The sequence below is a fragment of the Novosphingobium sp. 32-60-15 genome (assembly GCF_002280675.1).
Lineage (GTDB): Bacteria > Pseudomonadota > Alphaproteobacteria > Sphingomonadales > Sphingomonadaceae > Novosphingobium.
On the sequence record NZ_NCEN01000005.1, the window covers coordinates 84,199 to 106,417 of the forward strand.

The window sequence follows — 22,219 nt, forward strand, 5'->3', positions numbered from 1 at the left end:
ACAGGGTGTGTTTGCGTCACTAACTCCCCGTCGAACGTTCGATTAATGGTGGGGAGTATGTCATGGCAGGGGCGCTTGAAGGGTTGACTGTACTTGAATTTGCAGGACTTGGCCCCGCGCCATTTGCCTGCATGATGCTTGCAGATCACGGGGCGCGCGTCATTCGCATTGATCGTCCGGCACGTGGTGAGCGTGTCGGCGACAGGGGAGAGCGCGACATCCTCAACCGCAATCGCGAACGGCTTGAACTCGACCTCAAAGATCCCGCTGCCATCGCGCACATCCGCTCGTTGGTGAAAGAAGCTGACGCCATCGTTGAAGGCTTCCGTCCCGGTGTGATGGAACGCTTGGGCCTTGGTCCCGATGTCTTGCTGGCTGACAATCCCAAGCTGATTTACGGGCGGATGACAGGTTGGGGGCAGGACGGCCCCATGGCACCGCTGGCTGGCCACGATATCAATTACATCGCCTTGTCAGGCGCTTTGCACAGCTTTGGCCAAGCCGGCGGTAAACCGCAGTTTCCGGTGAACCTTGTCGGCGATTTCGGCGGAGGCGGGATGGTTCTGGCCTTCGGCGTGATGGCCGCCGTTTTTTCGGCCCAGCGTACGGGCAAGGGGCAAGTGGTAGATTGCGCCATGGTTGATGGCGCGGCAATCCTTTCAGCGATGACTTACACCTTCCTGGGCAATGGGATGTGGAAGGATGAACGCGGCGTCAACTTACTGGATGGTGGCGCGCACTTCTACGACACGTATGAAACACGCGATGGCAAACATGTCTCGATAGGTTCGATAGAGCCACAGTTTTATGCCCTGCTGCTGGAAAAGACCGGATTGAGCCAAGACCCCGAGTTTTCGGTGCAAATGGATGCGAGGAAATGGCCGCATCTCAAGGACCGGCTAACCGCGCTGTTCCTCACCAGGACGCGCGATGAATGGTGCGCCATCATGGACGGCACCGATATCTGTTTCGCTCCTGTCCTCAGCCTGCGAGAAGCTCCGCAGCATCCACATAACGTGGCGCGCGGCACTTTCGTTGAAGAAGACGGGTTCCTGATGCCGGGGCCTGCTCCGCGCTTCCTTGGCACTCCGGCGCCACGGCCTACACTAAAAACGCGCAACTGATTATGGCGCTGCCGCCCCTGTAGGAACGGCAGCGCTGTTCGGGTAATCAATCGGCGCGAATTGCGGCCTCGATTTCAGTATCGGGGTTGTTGCGCTTGTGGCGGACTGACCACCAAAGCGAGAGGCCGATCATCGCAGCGCCAATGAGGCCGGTGATCGTTTCTGGGATGTGATAGCGCGCCGACAGCAGCATGATCGCACCCAGTGCAATGATCGCCCAGAACGCGCCGTGTTCAAGATAGCGGTACTCTGAAAGCGTGCCTTTTTGCACCAGCATGATCGTCATCGAACGCACGAACATCGCACCGATGGACAGGCCCAGTGCAATGATCACCATGTTGTTGGACAGGGCAAATGCCCCGATCACCCCGTCAAAGCTGAACGAGGCGTCCAGCACGTTGAGGTAAAGGAAGCCGCCAAGCCCAGAACGCACAACCATGCCTGCTGCCTTCTGCGCTTCGTCACGCATTTCAAGGATGGTGCCCAAGGCTTCCACCGCAATGAAGGTAACAAGGCCCAATACTCCCGAGATAACGAACGTCAGGGCATCTTCGGCAGGAAGAGTGAGCGAGATGGCATATATCGTCAGCAGCAGCAGCGCAATTTCAGCCGCCTTGATGTTCGATACGACAGCCAGCTTTTCTTCGATCCATTTGATCCAGTGCACTTCTTTTTCGCCATCGAAAAAGAACGACAAACCCACCATGGCAAGGAACGCACCGCCAAATCCGGCAATGCCGACGTGGGCGCTGCTCACGATTTCCTCGTAACGCTTTGGATCATTGAGCGACAGCGTCAGCGCTTCAATCGGACCAAGTCCCGCGGCAATCGCCACAATCGCCAACGGGAATACGATGCGCATGCCGAACACGGCGATGATCATGCCCCATGTCAGGAAGCGTTTTTGCCACACTTCGTCCATGTCTTCGAGAACGGCGGCGTTGACCACGGCATTGTCAAACGACAGCGAGATTTCGAGGATCGACAGGACGAACACGATCCACAGCAGCGATAGCGTGCCGCTCATCGTGCCGGTTTGCATCCAGCCATAGCCGGCTGCCAGTGCCAGACACACCAGCGTAAAAAGGATCGATCCCTTGTAGAAGCGGAGCAGCAAACTGAATTCCCTGTTCGGAGAGGTTGGATCGGTTAACGAAACCGCCCGTTACTTTGGCTGATAGGTCTGTTCAATACCGGGGAAGGTGCGCGCACGCACTTCTTCGGCATAAAGCGCCGCTGCGCCCGAAATGGTTCCAGCGATGTTTTCATAGATTTTCACAAAGCGAGGAACCCGTTCAAACATGCCCAGCATGTCTTCGGTGACCAGCACTTGCCCGTCACACTGGGCCGAAGCGCCAATGCCGATGGTCGGGCACGCCACGGCTTGCGTAATGGCTATGGCAATTGTTTCGACAACGCCTTCGATCACGATTGCAAAGGCACCGGCTTCGCAAAGCGCGCGGGCGTCGCAAATGATCTTGGCAGCCTCTGCCTCGGTCCGGCCACGTGCGTTATAGCCGCCCAGCACATTGACCGCTTGCGGGGTCAATCCAACATGGCCCATCACGGGAATACCGCGTGCGGTAAGGAACGCCACGGTTTCCGCCATAGCTTCGCCGCCTTCCAACTTCACAGCCGCGCAGCCGGTTTCCTTGAGCAGTCGCGCCGCGCTTTCGAATGCGTGCTGCGGCGAGGCCTCGTAACTTCCGAACGGCATATCGACCACAACCGCCGCATGAAACGACCCGCGCACCACCGCCGCGCCATGTGCCGCCATCATATCGAGCGTTACCGGCACACTTGATGGCAGGCCGTAAATCACCTGCCCGAGCGAATCTCCGACCAGCAGCAAATCGCAATGTTCATCCAGCAACTGGGCTTGTCGCGCCGTATATGCCGTTAACATTACAATGGGTTGCGCGGTGACACCATCCTTCTTGCGCTGGCGGATCGCAGGGATCGTCAGGCGCTTCATCGGGCTTGGCGTAGGGTTCGCACGGCTCGTTGAAGTGTCGAGTTGGAAGGTTGTAGACATCGATACGCATCCTTTGAGGCGGGCCCACGCTTCTACTGCCTTGGCGCAAACCCGCAAGGCTACACGCCTTATGCGCAATCTTGGGGAAAAATGGCTTGCGCGATGGGCGGTTCGCGTTAGCTTCCCGGCCATTACCTGGTTTCCAAAGCAACCGCATCGGCGGTTTGGTGCTTTGGACCAAGGCGGGAGAAATTCATGTTCGGTCGCGTCAAACCGCTCGACGCCATTCTAGCTACTGCAGAAAAGAAATCGCTGCACCGCTCGCTGGGGGCGTTCCAGCTTACGATGTTGGGCGTTGGTGCCGTCATCGGCACTGGCATTTTCGTTCTTACAGCCGAAGCTGCGCAAAAAGCAGGTCCAGGCATGATGATCAGTTTCATCATCGCCGGATTTGTCTGCGCAGTAGCGGCGCTATGTTACGCTGAAATGGCGTCAATGGTCCCGGTCTCCGGATCGGCTTATACATACAGCTACGCCGTGATGGGCGAATTGATCGCCTGGATGGTGGGCTGGGCCCTGATCCTCGAATATGCTGTGGCGGCGGGCGCCGTAAGCGTCGGCTGGTCCGGCTATGTCGTCGGCCTGATCGAAAACGCGTTCAGTATCGACATTCCCGATTTGCTGGTGCGCGGCCCTTATGACGGCGGCCTGGTGAACTTGCCCGCGATGCTGATCGCAGGCCTTGTTACGTGGCTGTTGGTCATCGGTACCAAGGAAAGTGCCTCGGTCAACGCAGTGCTTGTGGCCATCAAGGTCGCAGCACTGACCCTGTTCTGCATTTTGGCGCTGCCGGTGATGAAGATGGAAAACTTCGAACCGTTCTCGCCTTTGGGCTTTGGCGGGATCGGGGCAGCGGCAGCGTCTATCTTCTTTGCTTACGTCGGGTTCGATGCGGTTTCTACAGCGGCTGAAGAGACGAAGAATCCACAACGCAACATGCCGATCGGCCTGATCGGCAGCCTTGCGATCTGTACTGTATTCTATCTGTTGGTCGCAGCCGGCGTCATCGGTTCGGTCGGCGCACAGCCTGTGCTTGATGCCAATGGCCTTGGCATGGAACCGGGCAGCACAGAACTTGCCGCACGATGCGCCGCGATGGGCGATCAGGCAGTGGTCTGTTCAAAGGAAGCGCTTGCGTGGACGCTGCGTGAAATCGGCTGGCCGCAAATCGGCAACCTGATCGGTCTTGCCGCCGGTCTTGCCCTGCCATCGGTCATTTTGATGATGATGTTCGGCCAAACCCGCATCTTTTTCGTGATGAGCCGTGACGGCTTGCTTCCCGCCTCGTTCTCGAAAATCCATCCGCGTTACAATACGCCGCACGTCATCACGATCATCACCGGTATTTTCGTGGCACTTTTCGCAGCGTTTTTCCCGGTAGGCTTGCTGGCCAATATCTCGAACTCGGGCACGCTGTTTGCGTTTGCTGCGGTTTCTGTGGCGGTACTGGTGATCCGTCGCCGTGAACCGGGCCGTCATCGCCCGTTCCGCACTCCGGCGATTTATGTCACTTCGCCGCTCGCGTTTCTTGGCTGCTTGTACTTGTTCTACAAGCTCGATTCGAAGAGCCAGATGCTGTTTGTCATCTGGGCAGCCATCGGTCTTGTGGTCTATTACGCCTACAGCCGCAGTCGCAGCCATGTGGGGCGCGGATTGGTCGAAGTTCATGAAATGGACAAAGACGTTCCTCCCACCTCGGTGCCGCCCATCGATTGATCGATTGGTACCTGCATACAAAAAGGGCCGCCCCGAAAGGAGCGGCCCTTTTTCATTTGGCGTCGATTCAAATCAAAGGTTGGTCAAATCAGAGGTTGGTCAAATCAAAGGTTTGTCTCGGTAAACCCGCCTTTAACGTCATTCGTAACATCCATGCCCAGCGCCATTTTTGCTACGCCGATGATGCCAAGATCGCCTGCCCAGATCGAGGCATCGCCCAAATCCATGCGCAGGAACAGCAGGTTTGGCGCGTCTTTTCCGCCCGGAAACCACGCCTCGACAAAGTTGTTCCAATGCTTGTCCAGCAGCGCCCGGTCTGTTTCTTCGGTCAACATGCCGTGGAATCGGGCAAACACATCGTGGCCTTTGGACGAGAAGGTTGCGGTTGCACCGCCCATCTCGGCAAAGCGATTGTCGCGCGATGTGAAAAACCAGATTGCACTGTTGGCACCCTTGTCGAGTTGCGCTGTCATTGGCGCCGCAGTGTCCGGATCTGCGTCAAGTTGCAGCATCACATAAGGCGAAGACGACATCGCTTTCCAGAATTTTTCACGAAGCTCTTCGGGATTGCCTTGATCATATTTCATCGCAAGTTTGCCTTTCGCGTCTGATATTTGATCAATCAACGGACCGGGGCGGGGGAGGTTCCCTTCTGGCTTGTCCTCAGGAAATCCACTGTTTCTCCCCAAGGTTGTCCACACAAGGGACAGACAAAGCGGATTGCGCGTTCCGAAAATAAGAACATAATAAGAACACAAGGAACGATTCGTATGCCAGAACCCGCCCCTATCACTGATCCTGCTGACCTCATGCCCGGCCTTATCCGGGGCATCGGGGCAAGCGAACGCACACCGCATTGGCGCCCCGGCCTTGCCACTGGCTGCGCACAATCTGAAATGTTCGCGTCTGCGCGTGAGGCTTCAGGGGCAGGGCTGGCGCTCGCCTTGGCGCAAGATGCTCTACGCATGGCAGCGCCCGATCCGACTGCCGATACGCCCGATCATCGCCCCTTTTTGTGGGTGCAAGACAAAGCGGCGCTGCGTTTGTCCGGGCGGCCCTATTTACCCGGCCTTCCGGCAGAGTTGCGCCACCGCCTGATCCATGTTGCTGCCACCACACCCGAAGACGCGCTGTTCGCGCTCGAAGAAGGCTTGCGCTGTCGCGACCTTGCTTTCGTAATCGGCGAAATTGCCGGAAATCCGCGCGCGCTTGATTTTACCGCTTCGCGCCGCCTTGGCCTTGCCGCTGAAAAGCATGGGGTGCCGCTATGGCTCATCAGGTTGGATGCCAGGCATGATCTTGGCGCTGCACGCATGCGCTGGCGGGTTGAGGCTGCACCTTCACCCCCGCCGCGCTGGAACGCGCATGCGCCCGGCGCAACCACTTGGGCAGCGGAATTGTTTCGCGCCCACACTTACCAACCCGGAAAATGGATTTTGCGCGATGACGGTCTCGCCCTCGTTGCCCAGCCTTACGCCAACGCCAGCCCGCCGGATCATGGCGATCTGGTGCACGGGGCTGGCGATCGATCGTTGGCGGCTTTCTGAAGGTCTTGCGCGCGGACAAGGGGCAGACGCCGAACCGCTCGCCCTGATTGAAGATACCGCGCACGGACCGCGCATTGCCGCCGCCAACCATGCCGCCCAAGTTGCAGGTGCGGTTCCTGCCATGCGCCTGGCCGATGCGCGCACGCTGTGCCCGGCGCTCGGCGTGCGCCCGGCTGATCCTGCGGGCGATCTTGCCTTGCTGGAAAACCTTGCGCTGTGGTCACAGCGGTGGGGGCCGTGGAGCGCGCTTGATCCACCCGATGGCCTGTTGATCGACACGACCGGCGTTGCGCATCTGTTCGGCGGGGAACGCACGCTGCTGGCTGATGCCATCAATGCCTTCACCCGGCGTGGCCTCGGCATCCGCGCGGCGCTTGCCCCCACCGCAGGCGCAGCATGGGCGCTGGCGCATTTCGGGCCAGAGGCGGCAATCATCGCTCCCGGCGACGATCCGATGGTGCGTCTTGGTGGTTTGCCAGCAGCGGCACTACGGCTTGATGATGACGTCATCCTGCTGCTGCGCCGCCTTGGCCTCAAACGCCTTGGCGATCTGCACGGACTTGCCCGCGATGCCTTGGCGCGGCGTTTCCGCAACCGCCGCTCGGCCGCGTCCAACCCGCTGCTCCGGCTCGATCAATTGCTGGGACGCCTGCCCGAACCGCTGTTGCCGGTGATCAGCGTCACTGCGCCACTCGTCCAGCGCCGCCTGATGGAGCCAATCCGCCATCGCACGCTGCTCGATCAGGTCGTGGCTGATCTGGCGGAGGATATGGCGCGGCTGCTTGAAGCTTTGGGGCAGGGGGCGCGGCGGCTTGAACTGGGCATGTGGAAGGTTGACGGTGATGTGGCCATCCGCCGCCTTGAAATGGCCGCCGCCACGCGTGATCCGGCCCACTTGTGCCGCCTGTTTGCCACCCGTCTTGATGATGTGGATGCAGGTTTCGGCATCGAACTGGTGCGGCTGCGCGCTTCGTGGACCGAACCGCTGGCGCTGGCACAAGCGCAACTTGATGCCGCCGCCGAACGCCATGGGACCAGTCTGGCCGCCTGCGTGGATCGGTTGACGGTGCGACTTGGGCCCGAAGCGGTGCGTCGCCCGATCGCTCACGCCAGCCATTTGCCCGAACGTGCGCAGCGCTGGCAGCCGCCTTTGATCGATCTTCCATCTTCACAAGAGGAATTCGCTTTTCACCACAGACCACTGAAAATACTGGATAAGCCCGAATCTGTCGCCGTCATTTATGAAACGCCTGACGGCTTGCCACGCCGGTTTCGCTGGCGGGGTGAAGTCCATGAAATCGCCCGAGCCGAAGGGCCGGAACGGATTGCGCCAGAATGGTGGCGCGAACGTTCCACCGTGCGCTTGCGCGATTACTACCGCATCGAAGACGCAGCCGGTCGTCGCTACTGGATTTACCGGCATGGCGTCATCGGGGATGGGCGCGGTGGTGCCCCTGAATGGTTTATCCAAGGATTGTTTGCATGACCCCGACCTGTCCACATGTTCGGGGTGGCGGAAGGCACAAAAAGAACATATAAGGAACGAATGTCGCAGCCAGCCCTACCTACACAAAAGACAATTCTTGAACGGCTTGAGATACTTGCCGATGCCGCCAAGTACGATGCATCGTGCGCGTCGTCTGGTACCTCCAAGCGTAACAGCAAAGGCGGCAAAGGCATCGGATCAACCGAGGGCATGGGCATCTGCCATGCTTATGCGCCGGACGGACGCTGCATTTCGCTGCTCAAAATCCTGCTGACCAATCAGTGCGTGTTCGATTGCCATTACTGCATCAACCGCAAAAGCTCGAACACGCGCCGCGCCCGTTTCACGCCGCAAGAAGTGGTCGATCTGACGCTGTCGTTCTACCGCCGCAATTATATCGAAGGGCTGTTCCTCTCTTCTGGTATTATCAAGAGCTCCAGCCACACTATGGAGCAGTTGATAGAAGTCGCGCGTATCCTGCGGGAAGAACACGATTTTCGCGGCTATATCCACCTCAAGACGATCCCTGAGGCTGATCCCGAACTGGTCGCCCGCGCCGGGCTTTATGCCGATCGCGTCTCGATCAATGTCGAACTGCCAACCGTCGCCGGGTTGACCCGCCTCGCGCCCGACAAGTCCGCCACGCAGATCGAAGGTGCGATGACGTCGCTGAAAGATTCGATCATCGAGGCCAAGGACGCCCGCAAGCGCTTTCGCCACGCCCCGAAATTTGCCCCCGCTGGCCAATCCACCCAGATGATTGTCGGTGCCGATGCCGCAACCGATGCCGATATCGTTGGCCGCGCCAGCACGCTTTACGGCAACTTTGGCCTGCGCCGCGTCTATTATTCCGCGTTCAGCCCGATCCCCGATGCCAGTGCAGTCCTGCCATTGAAGCGCCCGCCGCTGATGCGTGAACACCGGCTATACCAATCCGACTGGCTGATGCGGTTCTACGGCTATGCCCCGCATGAAGTACAGCAAGCGGCAGGCGCAGACGGTATGTTGCCGCTGGATATTGATCCCAAGCTGGCATGGGCATTGCAATTTCGCGCAGACTTTCCAGTGGACGTCAATCGCGCGCCACGTGAGCGGCTGTTGCGCGTTCCGGGCCTTGGCGTGCGCGCGGTCAACGCCCTTATTGTGGCAAGACGCCAGCGCCGTCTGCGGCTTGAGGATGTGGGCAAGCTGACCGTTTCGGTCGCAAAAGTCCGCCCGTTCATCATTGCCGAGGATTGGCGGCCAGTACTGCTGACCGACCGCGCAGATTTGCAAAACCTGATTGCGCCCAAAAAGGCCGAGCAACTGGAATTGTTTGCGTCATGACCCCCTTTCGCACCATGCGCTCAGCCGAGGCATTTCGCGTTTCGCTGGCTGCTCCTGATGATTTCGAAGGCTGGCGTGACACGGCGCGGCGGCTGATCCAGGCCGATGTGCCGCCGGACCGGATTGTGTGGGATTCACCTGCCGATCAAAGTACTGATCTGTTCGCGCAAGGAGAGCGGCGCTTGCCTGCGCCTCCCGCTGATGCACCACAGCCACGCGCCTCACGCGATTTCCTGCAGTATGCCAAAAGTGCGATCCTACACTCTGACTCTAAACGATTTTCATTGCTTTACCGTCTGCTTTGGCGGTTGCAGACCAATCCGCGTCTGATGGACGATCGGGCCGATGCCGATGTGCGCGGGATTGACGAACTGGCCCGCCAAGTGCGGCGCGATATTCACAAGATGCGTGCTTTCGTGCGCTTCCGCGTGATTGAGGAACCCGATGGCGAACGCTACGTCGCCTGGTTTGAGCCTGGGCATCATATCTTGCGTTCGAACGCCGCGTTTTTTGTTCGCCGTTTCACCACGATGCGCTGGTCGATCCTCACCCCGCAAGGCAGCATGCACTGGGATGGCGAAACCTTGCAGGAAGGCCCGCCTGCCACCCGCGCCGATGCGCCTTCGGGTGATCCGGTCGAAGCGCTGTGGCGCAAATACTATACCTCAATCTTCAACCCTGCGCGCCTGAAGGTTGGCGCAATGCTCAAGGAAATGCCGCGCAAGTATTGGAAGAATCTGCCCGAAGCCTCGCTGATTCCGGAAATGATTGCAGGGGCACAAGCGCGCGAGGCGGGAATGGTTGAAGCTGGCGCGCAAGACTTTGGTGTGCTGCCCGATACGCTGGCAGGCATTGCTGAAGCCGTCCAGTCATGCCGCCGCTGTGACATTGGCTGCAACGGCACGAACAGCGTCATGGGTGAGGGTGCAGATGCGCCTGTGCTGATGATTGTGGGCGAACAGCCGGGTGATAATGAAGAAGAACTGGGCCACCCGTTTGTTGGTCCTGCAGGGCAATTGCTCCGCGCCCATCTGAAGGATGCCGCAATCGCAATTGAGCAGGCGTACGTCACCAATGCGGTGAAGCATTTCAAGTTCACCCTTCGCGGCAAGCGGCGTTTGCATCAAAATCCCACGGCCAAGGAAATCGATGTGTGCCGCTGGTGGCTTGATGGTGAGCGCGCACTGGTACGCCCGCGGATCGTGCTGGCATTGGGGGCAAGCGCCGCTCGCGGCCTCCTCGGGCGAACGGTGAGTGTGCAGAAGGAGCGCGGTGTGCCTTTGCCGCTGGATGATGGCAGCGAATTGTGGATCACCACGCATCCCAGCTACCTCTTGCGGCTGCAAGATCATGGGCGCGCTGATGAAGAACAAAAGTTTGCCAATGACTTGCGCTGTGTAGCTGCGCGGGTATCTGAGCTTTCGCACTGAGCGATGCCTGATGCCCGAACCACCGCTTACCCCTGATCGCCGGCATATTGAGCCTTTCGATGGTGCCGCACCGCCGCGCGCCGACTTTGTCGAACTGGGGCTTGCCAGTTGCTTTTCGTTCCTGCGTGGCGCGTCTGATGCGATAGACCTTGTCACCGAGGCACGCAGGCTTGGCTACGATGCTATTGGCATTGCTGACGTCAACACACTCGCTGGCATCGTTCGTTTGCATACCGAGGCGGAGGCGGCGCAATTGCGCCCGGTCATCGGCTGCCGGATCGAGACGGTCGAAGGGCTGGCGTTGCTTGCCTACCCAACAGACCGGGCTGCCTACGGGCGTTTGTGCAGCCTGATTTCGGCAGGGCGGATGGCCAGGCTTGACGGGACTTGGCAGGCCAAAGGCGTGTGCGAGATTGATCTTGCGATGCTGGCTGCCCACAGCGAAGGCATCCAACTGGTCCTTATGCCACCACGCGATTTGGATCAGATATTTACGCTTGATATTGAAAGTAACGTGGTAGCTTTTCCGGGGCAGGATGAGGCAGTTCTTCCACAGGAATTCCACCGCCAATCCCTGCCGTTTTCCAGCCTTATCCCCCATCTTGTCCACAGGCTTCCGACCCTTGGACATATAGCGGCAAGTTACCTCCACACAGGCGATGACATTGTCCGGATTGAGCGGCTGAATGCACTGGCGCAAGCACATGGCTTGGCGCTGCTGGCGACCAATGATGTGCTGTACAGCGCGGCAGAGCGCCGCCCGTTGCAGGATGTGATGACCGCGATCCGCCACAAGACGACTGTTGCGGAAGCGGGCCTTTTGCTTGAACCCAATGCCGAACGACATTTGAAATCGGCTGAAGAAATGGTGCGGTTGTTCCAGCGCTGGCCCCATGCGATCCGCGCAGCGCGGGAACTGGCTGATGCGTGTCGCTTTAATTTGAGCGAATTGCGGTACGAGTATCCCGAAGAGATCTGCCCGGATGGTCACGAACCGCAAGACTGGCTGGAGGTGCAGACCTGGCGCGGGGCGGATGAACGTTATCCCGAGGGGGTGCCGCAAAGCGTGGCGGATACTCTGCGACGGGAGCTTGACCTGATCGGCAAGCTGAACCTGGCAACTTACTTTCTCACCATCAAGGATATCGTTGATTTTGCGCGAAACTGTGATCCGCCAATCTTGTGCCAGGGGCGTGGATCGGCGGCCAATTCGGCGGTGTGTTTCTGCCTTGGCATAACCTCGGTCGATCCGGCCAAGCACGCTTTGCTGTTTGACCGCTTCATTTCCGAAGAGCGCAAGGAACCGCCGGATATTGACGTCGATTTCGAGCATGAGCGGCGCGAGGAGGTCATCCAGTACATTTACCGCCGCTATGGCCGCCATCGTGCGGGCTTGTGCGCGACCGTGATCCACTATCGCCCGCGTATGGCGATCCGCGAGGTGGGCAAGGCTATGGGCTTGTCCGAGGATGTCACCGGCGCTCTTGCACGTACCGTGTGGGGCAGTTGGGGCCATGAAGTGGGAGAGCGCAATGTCGCACAAAGCGGCTTGAACGCAATGGACCCGCATTTGCGAAGGGTTCTGAAATTGGCTGAACAAATGATTGGTATGCCAAGGCATTTGTCACAGCATGTGGGTGGTTTCATCCTTACTCAAGGCCCGCTGACGCAAACGGTGCCGATTGGCAATGGCGCGATGGCAGAGCGCAGTTTCATTGAATGGGACAAGGATGATATCGAAGCGCTCGGCATTCTCAAAGTCGATGTGCTGGCGCTCGGTATGCTCACGTGCATCCGCAAATGCCTTGATCTTTTGGCCGCACATCATGGCCGCGAACTGACGTTGGCAACTGTCCCGCGTGAGGATCCGGCGGTTTACGACATGCTATGCAAGGGGGATTCGCTGGGCGTGTTTCAGGTTGAAAGCCGTGCGCAGATGAATATGCTGCCACGCCTGCGCCCGCGCTGTTTCTATGATCTGGTGATCGAAGTTGCGATCGTACGGCCCGGTCCGATCCAGGGTGATATGGTCCATCCGTACCTGAAGCGGCGACGGGGCGAGGAGCGGGTAGAAATACCGGCACCGGGTCCGGAACACGGGCCACCCGACGAATTGACATCAATCCTTGCGCGGACCTTGGGCGTGCCGATTTTCCAGGAGCAAGCAATGAAAATTGCGCTGGATGCGGCAAAGTTTTCCAGCCTTGAAGCTAACCGTCTGCGCAAGGCGATGGCCACTTTCCGGTCACGCGGGATGGTTCACGAATTGGAAGACATGATGGTCGGGCGCATGGTGCAGCGCGGCTATGACCCTGAGTTTGCGGCTCGTTGCTTCAATCAGATCAAGGGGTTTGGCGAATATGGCTTCCCCGAGAGCCACTCAGCCAGTTTCGCGCATCTTGTCTATGTTTCGTCGTGGTTGAAGTGCCATTATCCTGCAGCGTTTGCCTGCGGGCTGCTCAATTCGCAACCCATGGGCTTTTACGCGCCAGCACAGATCGTGCGCGATGCCGCACAGCACGGGGTTGTGGTGCTGCCAGTGGATGTCAATCATTCCGAATGGGATTGCACGTTGGAGCAGCGCGGGCAGGCGCTGCGGCTTGGGTTGCGGCAAGTTGATGGCTTTCCTGAACATGCCGCCGCCATGCTGGTAGCCGCGCGGGCAGAGCAGGGCCCATTCCGCGATGTAGCCGCTCTCAAAGATAGCGCTGCCTTGTCGCCTGCGCTGATAGAGCGGCTTGCCGCAGCCGATGCGTTCGGTTCCATCAGCCTTTCGCGCAGGCAAGCGCTGTGGGATGCGCGCAGCCTTGTTGCGGCCAAGGAATTGCCGCTGTTTGCCGCCGCCACAGCACGTTCCGAGGGGGAGGAGCGGGTGAGGGCGGTGCTGCCGGTGATGCCGCTATCAGAAGAGGTGGTCGCCGATTATCAAACGCATCGCCTGTCGTTGAAGGCCCATCCGATGGCATTCTTGCGTGCAGGATTGGGTGACCGTGGCTTTGTGCGCGCTGCCGATCTTCGAAACCACAAATTCCGTGCGAATGTGCAAGTGGCAGGCGTCGTACTCGTGCGTCAGCGGCCGGGCAGTGCCAAGGGGGTCTGCTTCATCACGATTGAGGACGAAACCGGCGTCGTCAATCTGGTGATTTGGCCCGATCTTATGGAAAAGCAGCGCAAGGTGATCATGGGATCACGGCTGATGGAAGTGCGCGGGCGGGTTGAATATGATGACGAAGTGATTCACGTCATCGCCACGCATCTGACCGACGCCAGCGCGAGGCTTGATGCGCTATCGGATGCCGAATGCCTTGTTCCGCAGATTGCGCGTGCGGACGAATGCAATCGCCCCATTCCGGAACGCGGCACCAATATGCGCGCCCACCCGCGCGACGTCCGCATCATCCCGAAATCACGTGACTTTCATTAGTTTTACGTGCGCAGCCGCTCAATCCCTTGCGCCAATGCGACGTAAAGTTTGCCCATGTCCGACGATAGCAGCGTGACCCCCAGGGCGTTACCGTCGCGTGTGGATAGCAATTGGCGCAACATCGCTTCAAAGTCATGGATGTAGCGATTCACATGCTCGCGGAATTCGCTCTCAGCCTCGTAATGGGCCTGCACGGACTTGGCTTCGGAGGTTTCAAGCAGGGATACGGCGCGGCGCGTAAATATTCCGCGATCCCCGCGCAAGTACGACGCCCAAGCCGTCTCTGACACATCTGCCGACAAGGCCTTGGCAATATCGATAGAGAAGGAGTTCAACGATTCTGTGATGAGCGCAGCACGGCGGGCAAAGTCGTTATCCACTTGCTCCTCAGCCCGTTCGCGCGCCCTGTTAACCCGCGCCTCCAGATTGCCGGCAAGTTCGTCGACCAAGGTCAATTGATCGCGCATCTGGATCGCCGTCTCGCGGCTTGCGGTCGAGGCAGCATCAATCGCCTGTTCAAGGCGTCCGACAAGTTCGGCAGCACGGCCTTGCAGAACGCGGTTGATCGCAGCGCTGCTTTCCTCGCCAAGCTTCGCTGCCAATGCCTCAATTTCTTCAGCCGTGGTGGTATGCAGGTCAGTGCCAGTCTTGCTCACCGCGTCTGACAGGCTGGCGATCGCGCCGTTGAGGCGCTGCTCGATTTGCTCGGATAGCGTCGTGCTATCCTGCTTTGCCTCGGCCAGAGCCGTCTGCGCATTGCGCAAAGCTTCGAGCGTTTCTGAAATTTCGGTGCGTACCCCGCCAACTGTATCTGACAGCGCACGTCCACCATCACCGGCCTCGCGCAACGTGTCACGCAATGTGAATACGCGATTTTCCAAGCCTTTCAGCCCGGCCTCGGTGCTGCGCAATGCCTCTGGCATCTGGGTGCGGGTGTGATCGCTACTGGCCTGAATAATCTCAAGCAGACGTACCGCAGAATCGGTCAAGTCACCAATCTGGGCATCGCTTCCCGCCATCGCGCTCCGCATATCTAACAGCATCGCATTGATATCGGCGATGGACTTTTCAACCGTACCGACTGCTTTGTTGCCTTCCTCGCCCGTATTGCGAAGAACATCAGAGAAGGTATTGACCTTGTGACCGATTTCTTCACACGTCTGCGCAAGATGTGCGATGTCGGCGACTTGTTTGTTACGCTGCGCCTCAATGGTCTGGTCAACTTCAGCAAGCTTCGCAACCAATGCCTCGGCCGCATCAACGGCTGCCTGTTCCATCACTGCACGGCGCTTCGCAATGGCGCTGTCAATATTGCTGAGCCGTATATTGAGTGCCTCACCTTGTTCAACTGCAGCTGCTTCAATCGCTGCGCGCCGACGGGCGAGCTGGTCATCAAGGTTAAGCGCCTGATCATCAAGCATTGCCGAAAGCGCATCAGCCGTTTCTTCAAACCGCGCCAAGCGATTGGCGGATTCAGCCAACAAGGCCTCATGATCCGCGCTCAATCGGGTCAAGGCTTCACGCAACGAAGCGGTATGTGCATTTGTCCGCTCATGCCATGCGGCAAGGGCTGCCTGCTCACTTTGGGCTATTGTAACAGTCTGCTCGGCGCTTTGTGCGGCCAGTGTCTCAAACCTGCCCTCTGCCACTTGGGCGAGTTCTTCACTTGCTTGAGCGAACTGATCAAGCGCGGACTGTACCCGTTCGCGCACGGCCATCACTTGGCGTTCACTGGCCAGTCCGAAATCATTAAGGCGTTGGAATCCCGACACCATTTCTTCAAGCTGCAAATGGGCCGTGCGTCCAGCGTTGCCAATGTTATTGGTCACATCCTTGGCTGAATTCGCAATTACCGGAAGCTGACTGCGGAGTTTCTCCATATTCTCCAGCGCGCTGGTTGAAACTTCGCCGATTTGATCAACCCTTTGCCGGTTGAGCGTGACCAACTCCTCCAACTTGTTGGCGCTACCCGACAAGCGATCCACCGCAATTCGGCCTAGTGATTCAAGATCGCGGCTTTGCGCAGCGATAAAATCGCGTGCCAGTGAGAGCTCAGTATTTACGGTGGTCAGCCGCCTTTCAAGCAGTGCCGATTCACGCGCCAACGAGAGTGATACGTCAGCAAACCGGCCTGACTCGCGCTTGCTGGTGCGCATGGTGACCAATAACGTGATCAGAACGAGCAGCACGGGAACCGCCCATTGCGAAATCCAGAACACCCATTGCTGTGGGGAGTTAGCATCTCGACTTGGCAGGATCACCGCCCAAGCAAAGAACGCCGTCCAGGCAGCGACCGCGACGAACGCTAGTGCAGGGCAGATCCAACTAAGATCCCTGATGGGCGCGCTTTCGACGATTTCGTCGTCACTATTCCAAGATGCAGCCGAAAGCGTCGCGCCACCGTCAAAGACGGTTTCGCCAACAGCCTCAGCTTGGCTGGCGTCCTGTTCGGCGCCATCGATCGGAATTATCCGTGTTCCCCCGTTCATGGTGTGAAGCTTATCACGAATTCATCCAAGTTATAAACCCCGCCTTAACACTTTGGCCCGTAGCGCTTTCCTATGGCCTACGAAGGTGGATCCTTAGACGCGAATTTGGCGGCCGCTGCGGGATACGACCCGGAGCTTATCCGCGAACTTCGCGCAGCCTTCATCGAAAGCGCCGAACGGCAGATTGATCTTCTGGGACGGTCACGCTGTGACGGGAATTGGCAAGTGGCGGCCATGCGGCTCAAGGGGCTTGCAGCCAGCTTTCATGCCGATGGGCTGCTGGCACTCGCCGAAGAAGCACTCGAAACCGTACCGGGTGATCGGGCAATTTTGCGCCGCTTGCACCAGATGCTAGAAGATATGATAGTTACCCCCTGATGCCGAACGGGCATTCTTCAAGTTAACGAGCCGCCGTGCTTGGCAGCAGGCGCGCCAGCCCCTACGATGCCTCTTCAGGAGGCAAAGCTCTTTGCGGGTCGCAGTTTTATCGTTGATGGAAGCCGCCGGCACTGATCCGCGCGCGCTGCGTGGATATCTGCCAATTGGCGGACGCTCGGTGCTGCGTCATCAAATCGGCTTTGCGCTGTCCTTGGGCTGCAAGCGCATCGTCGTAATGGCCGAAGGTCTCAGCGGCGAGCTCGTAGCATTGCAACACGTCGTCGAAGCTGGCCAAGCGCAATTCCACGTTGTGGCCACAGCCCGGGCATTGGTGCCCTTGATCCAGCCTGAAGACGACGTGTTTGTCCTTGGCGATGGCTTGCTGGCCATGCCTGATGCGCTGCGTGATCTGCTGGAAGCTGGCCCTGCGCTATTGACGTTGCCAGTCGAAACAGCGCTACCGCTGGGTTTCGAAAGGATCGACATCAACAACGCGTTTGCCGCGGCGATGCGTTTCCCGGGGCGCGTGGCTGCTGCGCTTGCCGATTTGCCGCCCGAATGGAATGTCCAGTCGGCATTGCTGCGCCTTGCAATACAAGCACGGATAACGCTGCGTGCGGTGCCATCGGCATTGCTGGATGATGGGCGTTGGAGCATCGTTCGTGATGAAAGCGAAGCCCATCTGGTTGAGCGGCGCTGGCTTCGTTTGCATACTGCAAGTGCAGATTTTGGCGCAGGCTCATTGGGCAATACTGCGGCAATTGCGATTGTGCGCCAATTTGGCCCGGCTTTGCTTCACGCAGGAACGCGTCCCGCGCTTGTCGGGCTTGCCGCTGGATTGCTGGGATTGCTTGGCGGGGGCCTTGGTTGGCTGGGCAATTACGCCACAGGGTTTGCGCTTCTGGCACTGTGCTGGTCGATTGAGCGGGTTGCAAGCTTGCTCGGACAGGTCGAGCGTGATTCGTTGCTGGCTTCGGGACTAGCGCGGCGCAGCGTTGACGTATTTCACGGGCTCATTGATGCAGGCTTTGTCGCTTTGGCCACTTGGCGCAGTGAACTGCCGTCGTCACCTTTGGGCCTACGTGCGTTTGCGCCGATCTTGCTCATTATTGCGCTGCGTCTTTTGCCGGTAGCTTTGCCTCAGGAACGTTGGGTTCATTGGTTTGAAGATCGATTGACAATCGGTTTATGCCTGGCTCTTGCCAGTTTGTTTTTGCCATTCGACGTGACGATTGGCCTTGCGGTGATTGCGTTGATTGGCGCGTGTTTGCTGGCATTGAAAGTTCGCCAGAATGAAAGTGGAAATCGTCCATCGTCAAAGGGTTCGCCTAACCCGCAGTTAACCAGTCGGAGTTAAAGGTTGCGCATGGCATTGACCGCAACCACCGGTATCGACCCCGGCGCAATTGAGACGTTGCTGAAAGACGACTTGTTCCATGCGGATCAGGTCATTGTTCACATGGGCCCGATCCTGCGCCATTTGCTGCGCAATGACGACAGCTCGATTTTCAGCGACGAAGTTATTGCGCGGGTTCGCGGTATGTTGGCAGACATCGCACGGCAGTTAATCCAGGCATTGGGCGAAGCGGCCGGACACAGCGATGCAGCAGCTTGGGCGCGCGAAGCAGGCCCCGGCATGGTTGATATTCTGGCGGGCCATCAAGCATTGCTCAATCATCTGCATATGCTTGCCGTGGAGTGGCAGCTTGCCGAAAAGTTGCAAAGCAGGCTTGGCATAGATCCGGTACTAACGCCGCTGCTGCAAGACATTATCGCTTCGCCTGACCATGATCTGGCTGCGCGGGGCATGAATTTGTTGGCAGCGCAGGCACGGTTCGGGCAGGCAATCCGCCGTATGCAGCTTCCGCTGACCGAATTGCCGGACGATCTTCACCATATCGCGATCCTGACAATGCACGGTTACGTCGCGGATGATCCATCGGGCGTCGCTGCGGCGGAATTGGCCGAAGTGATGCAGCGTAAATTGCGGAGCGAAACAGCGTCCCGCCTAGATCTTTTAGCTTATGCGATTTCCGCAACAGGGGCAAAACCCACCGCCACATTATCACTGCAAAATGCAGGCGTTGCGCTTTTCCTGACTGCATTGAGTCTGGGTACCGGTCTTCCGCGCGAGACTGCGATCATGTCCACAACCGAAAGCCAGATGCCCCGCCTTGCGCTGTCTTTGGCTGGGGCCGGGTTGGGCAAAGATGGTCTGACCGAAACCTTCAATGCGCTTCACCCTGATATCACCTTGCCCGATGGTTTGGCCCAGTTGCACCCGGATCGCGCGCTGGCACTGCTTGCGTCCGCGCATTACAGTGACGGTGTCTGATATGTTGGCGCAATTGAAATGACTGCTGCTGGGCCAATCCGCGCACGCTGTGATGGGGCTGATCGCCTGATTGAAGCGGATGAAACACTTGCGGCTTTGCAAGTGCGCCTGGGTGGAAGCTTTCCCGGAACCCTTGCCCTACCCGGCCTATTCGCATTGGTTCGCAAAGCGCGCACAGCCGGCGTGGCATTGTCGGCATTGCTTACGCTGGAAGATGATCGGCAACCCGTGTCATTCCGCGTGATGGCAACGCCATCAGACGATGGCACCACCATCGAAATAACCGAATGGAAGCTTGCCGCCGACGCGTGGAAGGCGGACGAGAACGGCGCCGCCGAGGCCTTGTTGCGCCAACTCGCTGAGGCACACGTCGTGCTTGATGCGGAACAGCGCGTCATCTCCGGCACGGTGGACGCCAGCGATCTGGCGAATTTCAGCAAAGCGCTACGCCAGGGATTTGGCCGCTATTGGACAGATTTGGTCAACCTGCGTGGCAATTCCCATCTCCAGCCGCTCCATTGGCGGTTGCTGGACGATGCTGAACTTGATCTTCCCGGTTCCACCCGCAATTGGCGCGCGCGTTTGCTACCGCTGCGTTCAGGAGGCTTTGAACTTCTGCTTGTTGCAGAAACAGTCATTGGAGCCGGTATTGCAGAAAATGCAGGGCCGCTCAAACTACCCGATTTCAAAGGTTTGCTTGGCCGCAATCTGGCTCCGGCGCTGCGTCAACCGATCAATCGCATTGTCGCCAATGCCGAAACGATCCGGACGCGCCTCGCCGGGCCACTGGCAGATCAATATGCCAACTATGCTGGCGATATTGCCGAAGCAGGGCGGCACTTGCTGGGGTTGGTCGAGGACCTTTCCGATCTTGAAACGGTCGAAGACGCCGATTTTGCCCCGTCTCTTGATCAAATTGATCTGGCGGATTGTGCACGCCGTGCAGCAGGGATCCTTGGCGTGCGTGCGCAAGAGCGCTCCATCATAATTGTGACACCACCGGCAGACCAACGTGCTCCGGCAATTGGTGAATTCCGCCGGATATTGCAGATTTTGTTGAACCTGATCGGCAACGCCATCCGCTACACCCCCGGACACACCACTGTTACCATTGCTGTGGGTAGTGAAGGCCAATCGTCATGGCTGGCAGTCACTGATGAGGGTCCGGGACTGAATGCCGAACAATCGGCCAAAGTTTTCGAGAAGTTTGAAAGACTGGGCCGCAGTGGCGATGGTGGCAGCGGCCTTGGCCTCTATATCTCGCGCAAACTTGCACGGGCCATGGGCGGGGAATTGATTGCAACCGCTGCAGAAAATGGCGGTGCACGCTTTATACTCAGCCTGCCTTCTGCTCAAATAGATGCAACGACCGGAGCGGCCTGACTAGCGCCGTTTTCCTGCGCGCCACAGCGCAAAAATGCCCAGAACCATCAGGCCAGCGCCAATGTAGGCCCACTGGCTTTGTGCCAGCATGAAACTGGATGCAGGCCACAAGATCAATCCAGTTCCCTGTCCGATCCACAGAGCACCAATAATTATGGCGGCGATGCCGAACACCTTGAGAAGCTTCGCCATCGCCGCCAGTCCTTATCAGTCTATCAGCGTTCGCTTACGGGCACATAGTCACGGGCAGTGGGGCCAGTGTAAAGCTGGCGCGGACGACCGATCTTCTGGCCTGGGTCAGAGATCATTTCATTCCATTGCGCCACCCAGCCGACTGTCCGGGCAAGCGCGAACAGCACTGTGAACATCGTTGTCGGGAAGCCGATCGCCGACAAAATGATGCCCGAATAGAAATCGACGTTCGGGAACAGCTTCTTTTCAGCAAAGTAGGGATCGCTGAGCGCGATTTCCTCAAGGCGGAGTGCGGTTTCGAACAGCGGATCCTGCACATTAAGCGCCGCAAACACTTCGCGGACAGTCGTCTGCATCACGGTCGCGCGCGGATCGTAGTTCTTGTAAACGCGGTGGCCAAAGCCCATCAGACGGAACGGATCGTTCTTGTCCTTGGCGCGATCAATGTAATGCTGAATGCGATCAGGCGTGCCGATTTCCTTCAGCATGTTGAGCGCAGCTTCGTTCGCACCACCATGGGCAGGGCCCCACAGGCAGGCAATGCCCGCTGCGATGCAAGCAAACGGGTTTGCACCCGAAGAACCCGCCAAACGCACGGTCGAGGTCGACGCGTTCTGTTCGTGATCGGCGTGAAGCGTAAAGATGCGGTCCATCGCCTTTTCAACGGCGGGGATCACTTCATATTCTTCTGCCGGCACGCCGAAGGTCATTTTCAGGAAGTTGCCGGTGTAAGACAGCTTGTTGTCCGGATAGACGAAAGGCTGGCCGACCGAATACTTGTAAGCCATTGCCGCAATCGTCGGCATCTTGGCGATCAGACGGTGCGAGCTGATCTTGCGATGCGTGGGGTCAGCAATGTCGGTGCTGTCATGATAGAACGCCGAAAGCGCACCAACTACGCCGCACATGATCGCCATGGGATGTGCGTCACGGCGGAATCCGCGATAGAACGTGGCAAGCTGTTCATGCAGCATCGTGTGGCGTGTGATCGTGCGGCTGAAATCGGCCAATTCCTGCGCGCTCGGCAATTCGCCATTCAGCAGCAAGTAGCTGACTTCCATAAAGGAAGAATGTTCGGCCAGTTGTCCGATCGGATAACCGCGGTGAAGCAGAACCCCTTCATCACCGTCAATGTACGTGATCGCAGAATCGCAGCTTGCCGTTGAGGTGAAGCCCGGATCGTAAGTGAACATACCCGTCTGGGCATAGAGCTTGCGGATGTCGATCACATCAGGACCGATCGTTCCGCTGCTTACGGGCATTTCGATGGTCTTGCCGCCAGCGGTCATAGAAGCCTGGTTAACGCTCACGCCTTTGCCCTCCTGTTCCATTTCATTTCAATACCCTGCGCCGG

The 22,219-nt window shown here is 58.4% G+C and carries 17 protein-coding genes; 11 read left to right on the forward strand and 6 right to left on the reverse strand.

Annotated features, from left to right (window positions below; genetic code table 11):
- Positions 1–62 precede the first annotated feature (62 nt).
- The gene (locus tag B7Y89_RS05890; protein WP_292936677.1) at positions 63–1,124 is read left to right on the forward strand and encodes a CaiB/BaiF CoA-transferase family protein; all 1,062 of its coding nucleotides are present in this window, start codon (positions 63–65) and stop codon (positions 1,122–1,124) included.
- A gap of 46 nt (positions 1,125–1,170) precedes the next feature.
- Here B7Y89_RS05890 and B7Y89_RS05895 read toward each other — a convergent pair whose 3' ends face one another.
- Together B7Y89_RS05895 and panB are read right to left on the reverse strand one after the other, a co-directional pair.
- Positions 1,171–2,238: a DUF475 domain-containing protein gene (locus B7Y89_RS05895; protein WP_292936772.1), complete on the reverse strand. Its 1,068-nt coding sequence runs from the start codon at positions 2,236–2,238 to the stop codon at positions 1,171–1,173.
- Positions 2,239–2,289: 51 nt separating this feature from the next.
- On the reverse strand, positions 2,290–3,159 hold the full coding sequence (gene panB, locus B7Y89_RS05900; protein ID WP_292936678.1) for a 3-methyl-2-oxobutanoate hydroxymethyltransferase: 870 nt from the start codon (positions 3,157–3,159) through the stop codon (positions 2,290–2,292).
- Between the two features lie 195 nt (positions 3,160–3,354).
- Between panB and B7Y89_RS05905 the strand changes: the two genes are divergently transcribed.
- Positions 3,355–4,875 carry an amino acid permease gene (locus B7Y89_RS05905; RefSeq protein WP_292936680.1) on the forward strand — a complete coding sequence of 507 codons (1,521 nt, stop codon included), beginning with the start codon at positions 3,355–3,357 and terminating at the stop codon, positions 4,873–4,875.
- Between the two features lie 104 nt (positions 4,876–4,979).
- Here the strand turns inward: B7Y89_RS05905 and B7Y89_RS05910 are convergent, their stop codons facing one another.
- Entirely contained in the window at positions 4,980–5,462 is a 483-nt protein-coding gene (locus tag B7Y89_RS05910; RefSeq protein WP_292936682.1) for a pyridoxamine 5'-phosphate oxidase family protein, read from the reverse strand.
- Positions 5,463–5,645: 183 nt separating this feature from the next.
- On the opposite strand from B7Y89_RS05910, the gene B7Y89_RS05915 reads away from it, so the two are divergent.
- Genes B7Y89_RS05915 through B7Y89_RS05935 form a run of 5 tightly spaced genes read left to right on the forward strand, consistent with a single transcriptional unit; the run spans position 5,646 to position 14,088 of the window.
- Positions 5,646–6,422 carry a hypothetical protein gene (locus tag B7Y89_RS05915; protein WP_292936683.1) on the forward strand — a complete coding sequence of 259 codons (777 nt, stop codon included), beginning with the start codon at positions 5,646–5,648 and terminating at the stop codon, positions 6,420–6,422.
- On the forward strand, positions 6,319–7,908 hold the full coding sequence (locus tag B7Y89_RS05920; protein ID WP_292936685.1) for a DUF6504 family protein: 1,590 nt from the start codon (positions 6,319–6,321) through the stop codon (positions 7,906–7,908). The genes B7Y89_RS05915 and B7Y89_RS05920 overlap by 104 nt, the downstream gene beginning before the upstream one ends.
- Positions 7,909–7,968: 60 nt before the next feature.
- On the forward strand, positions 7,969–9,234 hold the full coding sequence (locus tag B7Y89_RS05925; RefSeq protein WP_292936687.1) for a putative DNA modification/repair radical SAM protein: 1,266 nt from the start codon (positions 7,969–7,971) through the stop codon (positions 9,232–9,234).
- A complete protein-coding gene (locus B7Y89_RS05930; protein ID WP_292936688.1) occupies positions 9,231–10,664 on the forward strand; it encodes a UdgX family uracil-DNA binding protein in 1,434 nt (477 codons plus the stop codon). Before B7Y89_RS05925 ends, B7Y89_RS05930 begins: the two co-directional genes overlap by 4 nt.
- 10 nt (positions 10,665–10,674) lie before the next feature.
- Positions 10,675–14,088 (forward strand): error-prone DNA polymerase, encoded by a 3,414-nt coding sequence (locus B7Y89_RS05935; RefSeq protein ID WP_292936690.1) that lies wholly within the window; start codon positions 10,675–10,677, stop codon positions 14,086–14,088.
- Between the two features lie 2 nt (positions 14,089–14,090).
- Here the strand turns inward: B7Y89_RS05935 and B7Y89_RS05940 are convergent, their stop codons facing one another.
- Positions 14,091–16,577 carry a hypothetical protein gene (locus B7Y89_RS05940; protein WP_292936692.1) on the reverse strand — a complete coding sequence of 829 codons (2,487 nt, stop codon included), beginning with the start codon at positions 16,575–16,577 and terminating at the stop codon, positions 14,091–14,093.
- Between the two features lie 72 nt (positions 16,578–16,649).
- Between B7Y89_RS05940 and B7Y89_RS05945 the strand changes: the two genes are divergently transcribed.
- The 4 genes from B7Y89_RS05945 (at position 16,650) to B7Y89_RS05960 (ending at position 20,673) form a co-directional block, all read left to right on the forward strand.
- Positions 16,650–16,955, forward strand: a complete 306-nt coding sequence (locus B7Y89_RS05945; RefSeq protein WP_292936694.1) for an Hpt domain-containing protein — start codon at positions 16,650–16,652, stop codon at positions 16,953–16,955.
- Positions 16,956–17,070: 115 nt separating this feature from the next.
- Positions 17,071–18,312 carry a hypothetical protein gene (locus B7Y89_RS05950; protein WP_292936774.1) on the forward strand — a complete coding sequence of 414 codons (1,242 nt, stop codon included), beginning with the start codon at positions 17,071–17,073 and terminating at the stop codon, positions 18,310–18,312.
- A 9-nt stretch (positions 18,313–18,321) separates the two neighbouring features.
- Positions 18,322–19,290 carry a hypothetical protein gene (locus B7Y89_RS05955; protein WP_292936696.1) on the forward strand — a complete coding sequence of 323 codons (969 nt, stop codon included), beginning with the start codon at positions 18,322–18,324 and terminating at the stop codon, positions 19,288–19,290.
- 18 nt (positions 19,291–19,308) lie between these two features.
- Positions 19,309–20,673: a HAMP domain-containing sensor histidine kinase gene (locus tag B7Y89_RS05960; RefSeq protein WP_292936698.1), complete on the forward strand. Its 1,365-nt coding sequence runs from the start codon at positions 19,309–19,311 to the stop codon at positions 20,671–20,673.
- Here B7Y89_RS05960 and B7Y89_RS05965 read toward each other — a convergent pair whose 3' ends face one another.
- Positions 20,674–20,865: a hypothetical protein gene (locus B7Y89_RS05965; protein WP_292936700.1), complete on the reverse strand. Its 192-nt coding sequence runs from the start codon at positions 20,863–20,865 to the stop codon at positions 20,674–20,676.
- Between the two features lie 23 nt (positions 20,866–20,888).
- A complete protein-coding gene (locus B7Y89_RS05970; protein WP_292936702.1) occupies positions 20,889–22,196 on the reverse strand; it encodes a citrate synthase in 1,308 nt (435 codons plus the stop codon).
- Positions 22,197–22,219: the final 23 nt, after the last annotated feature.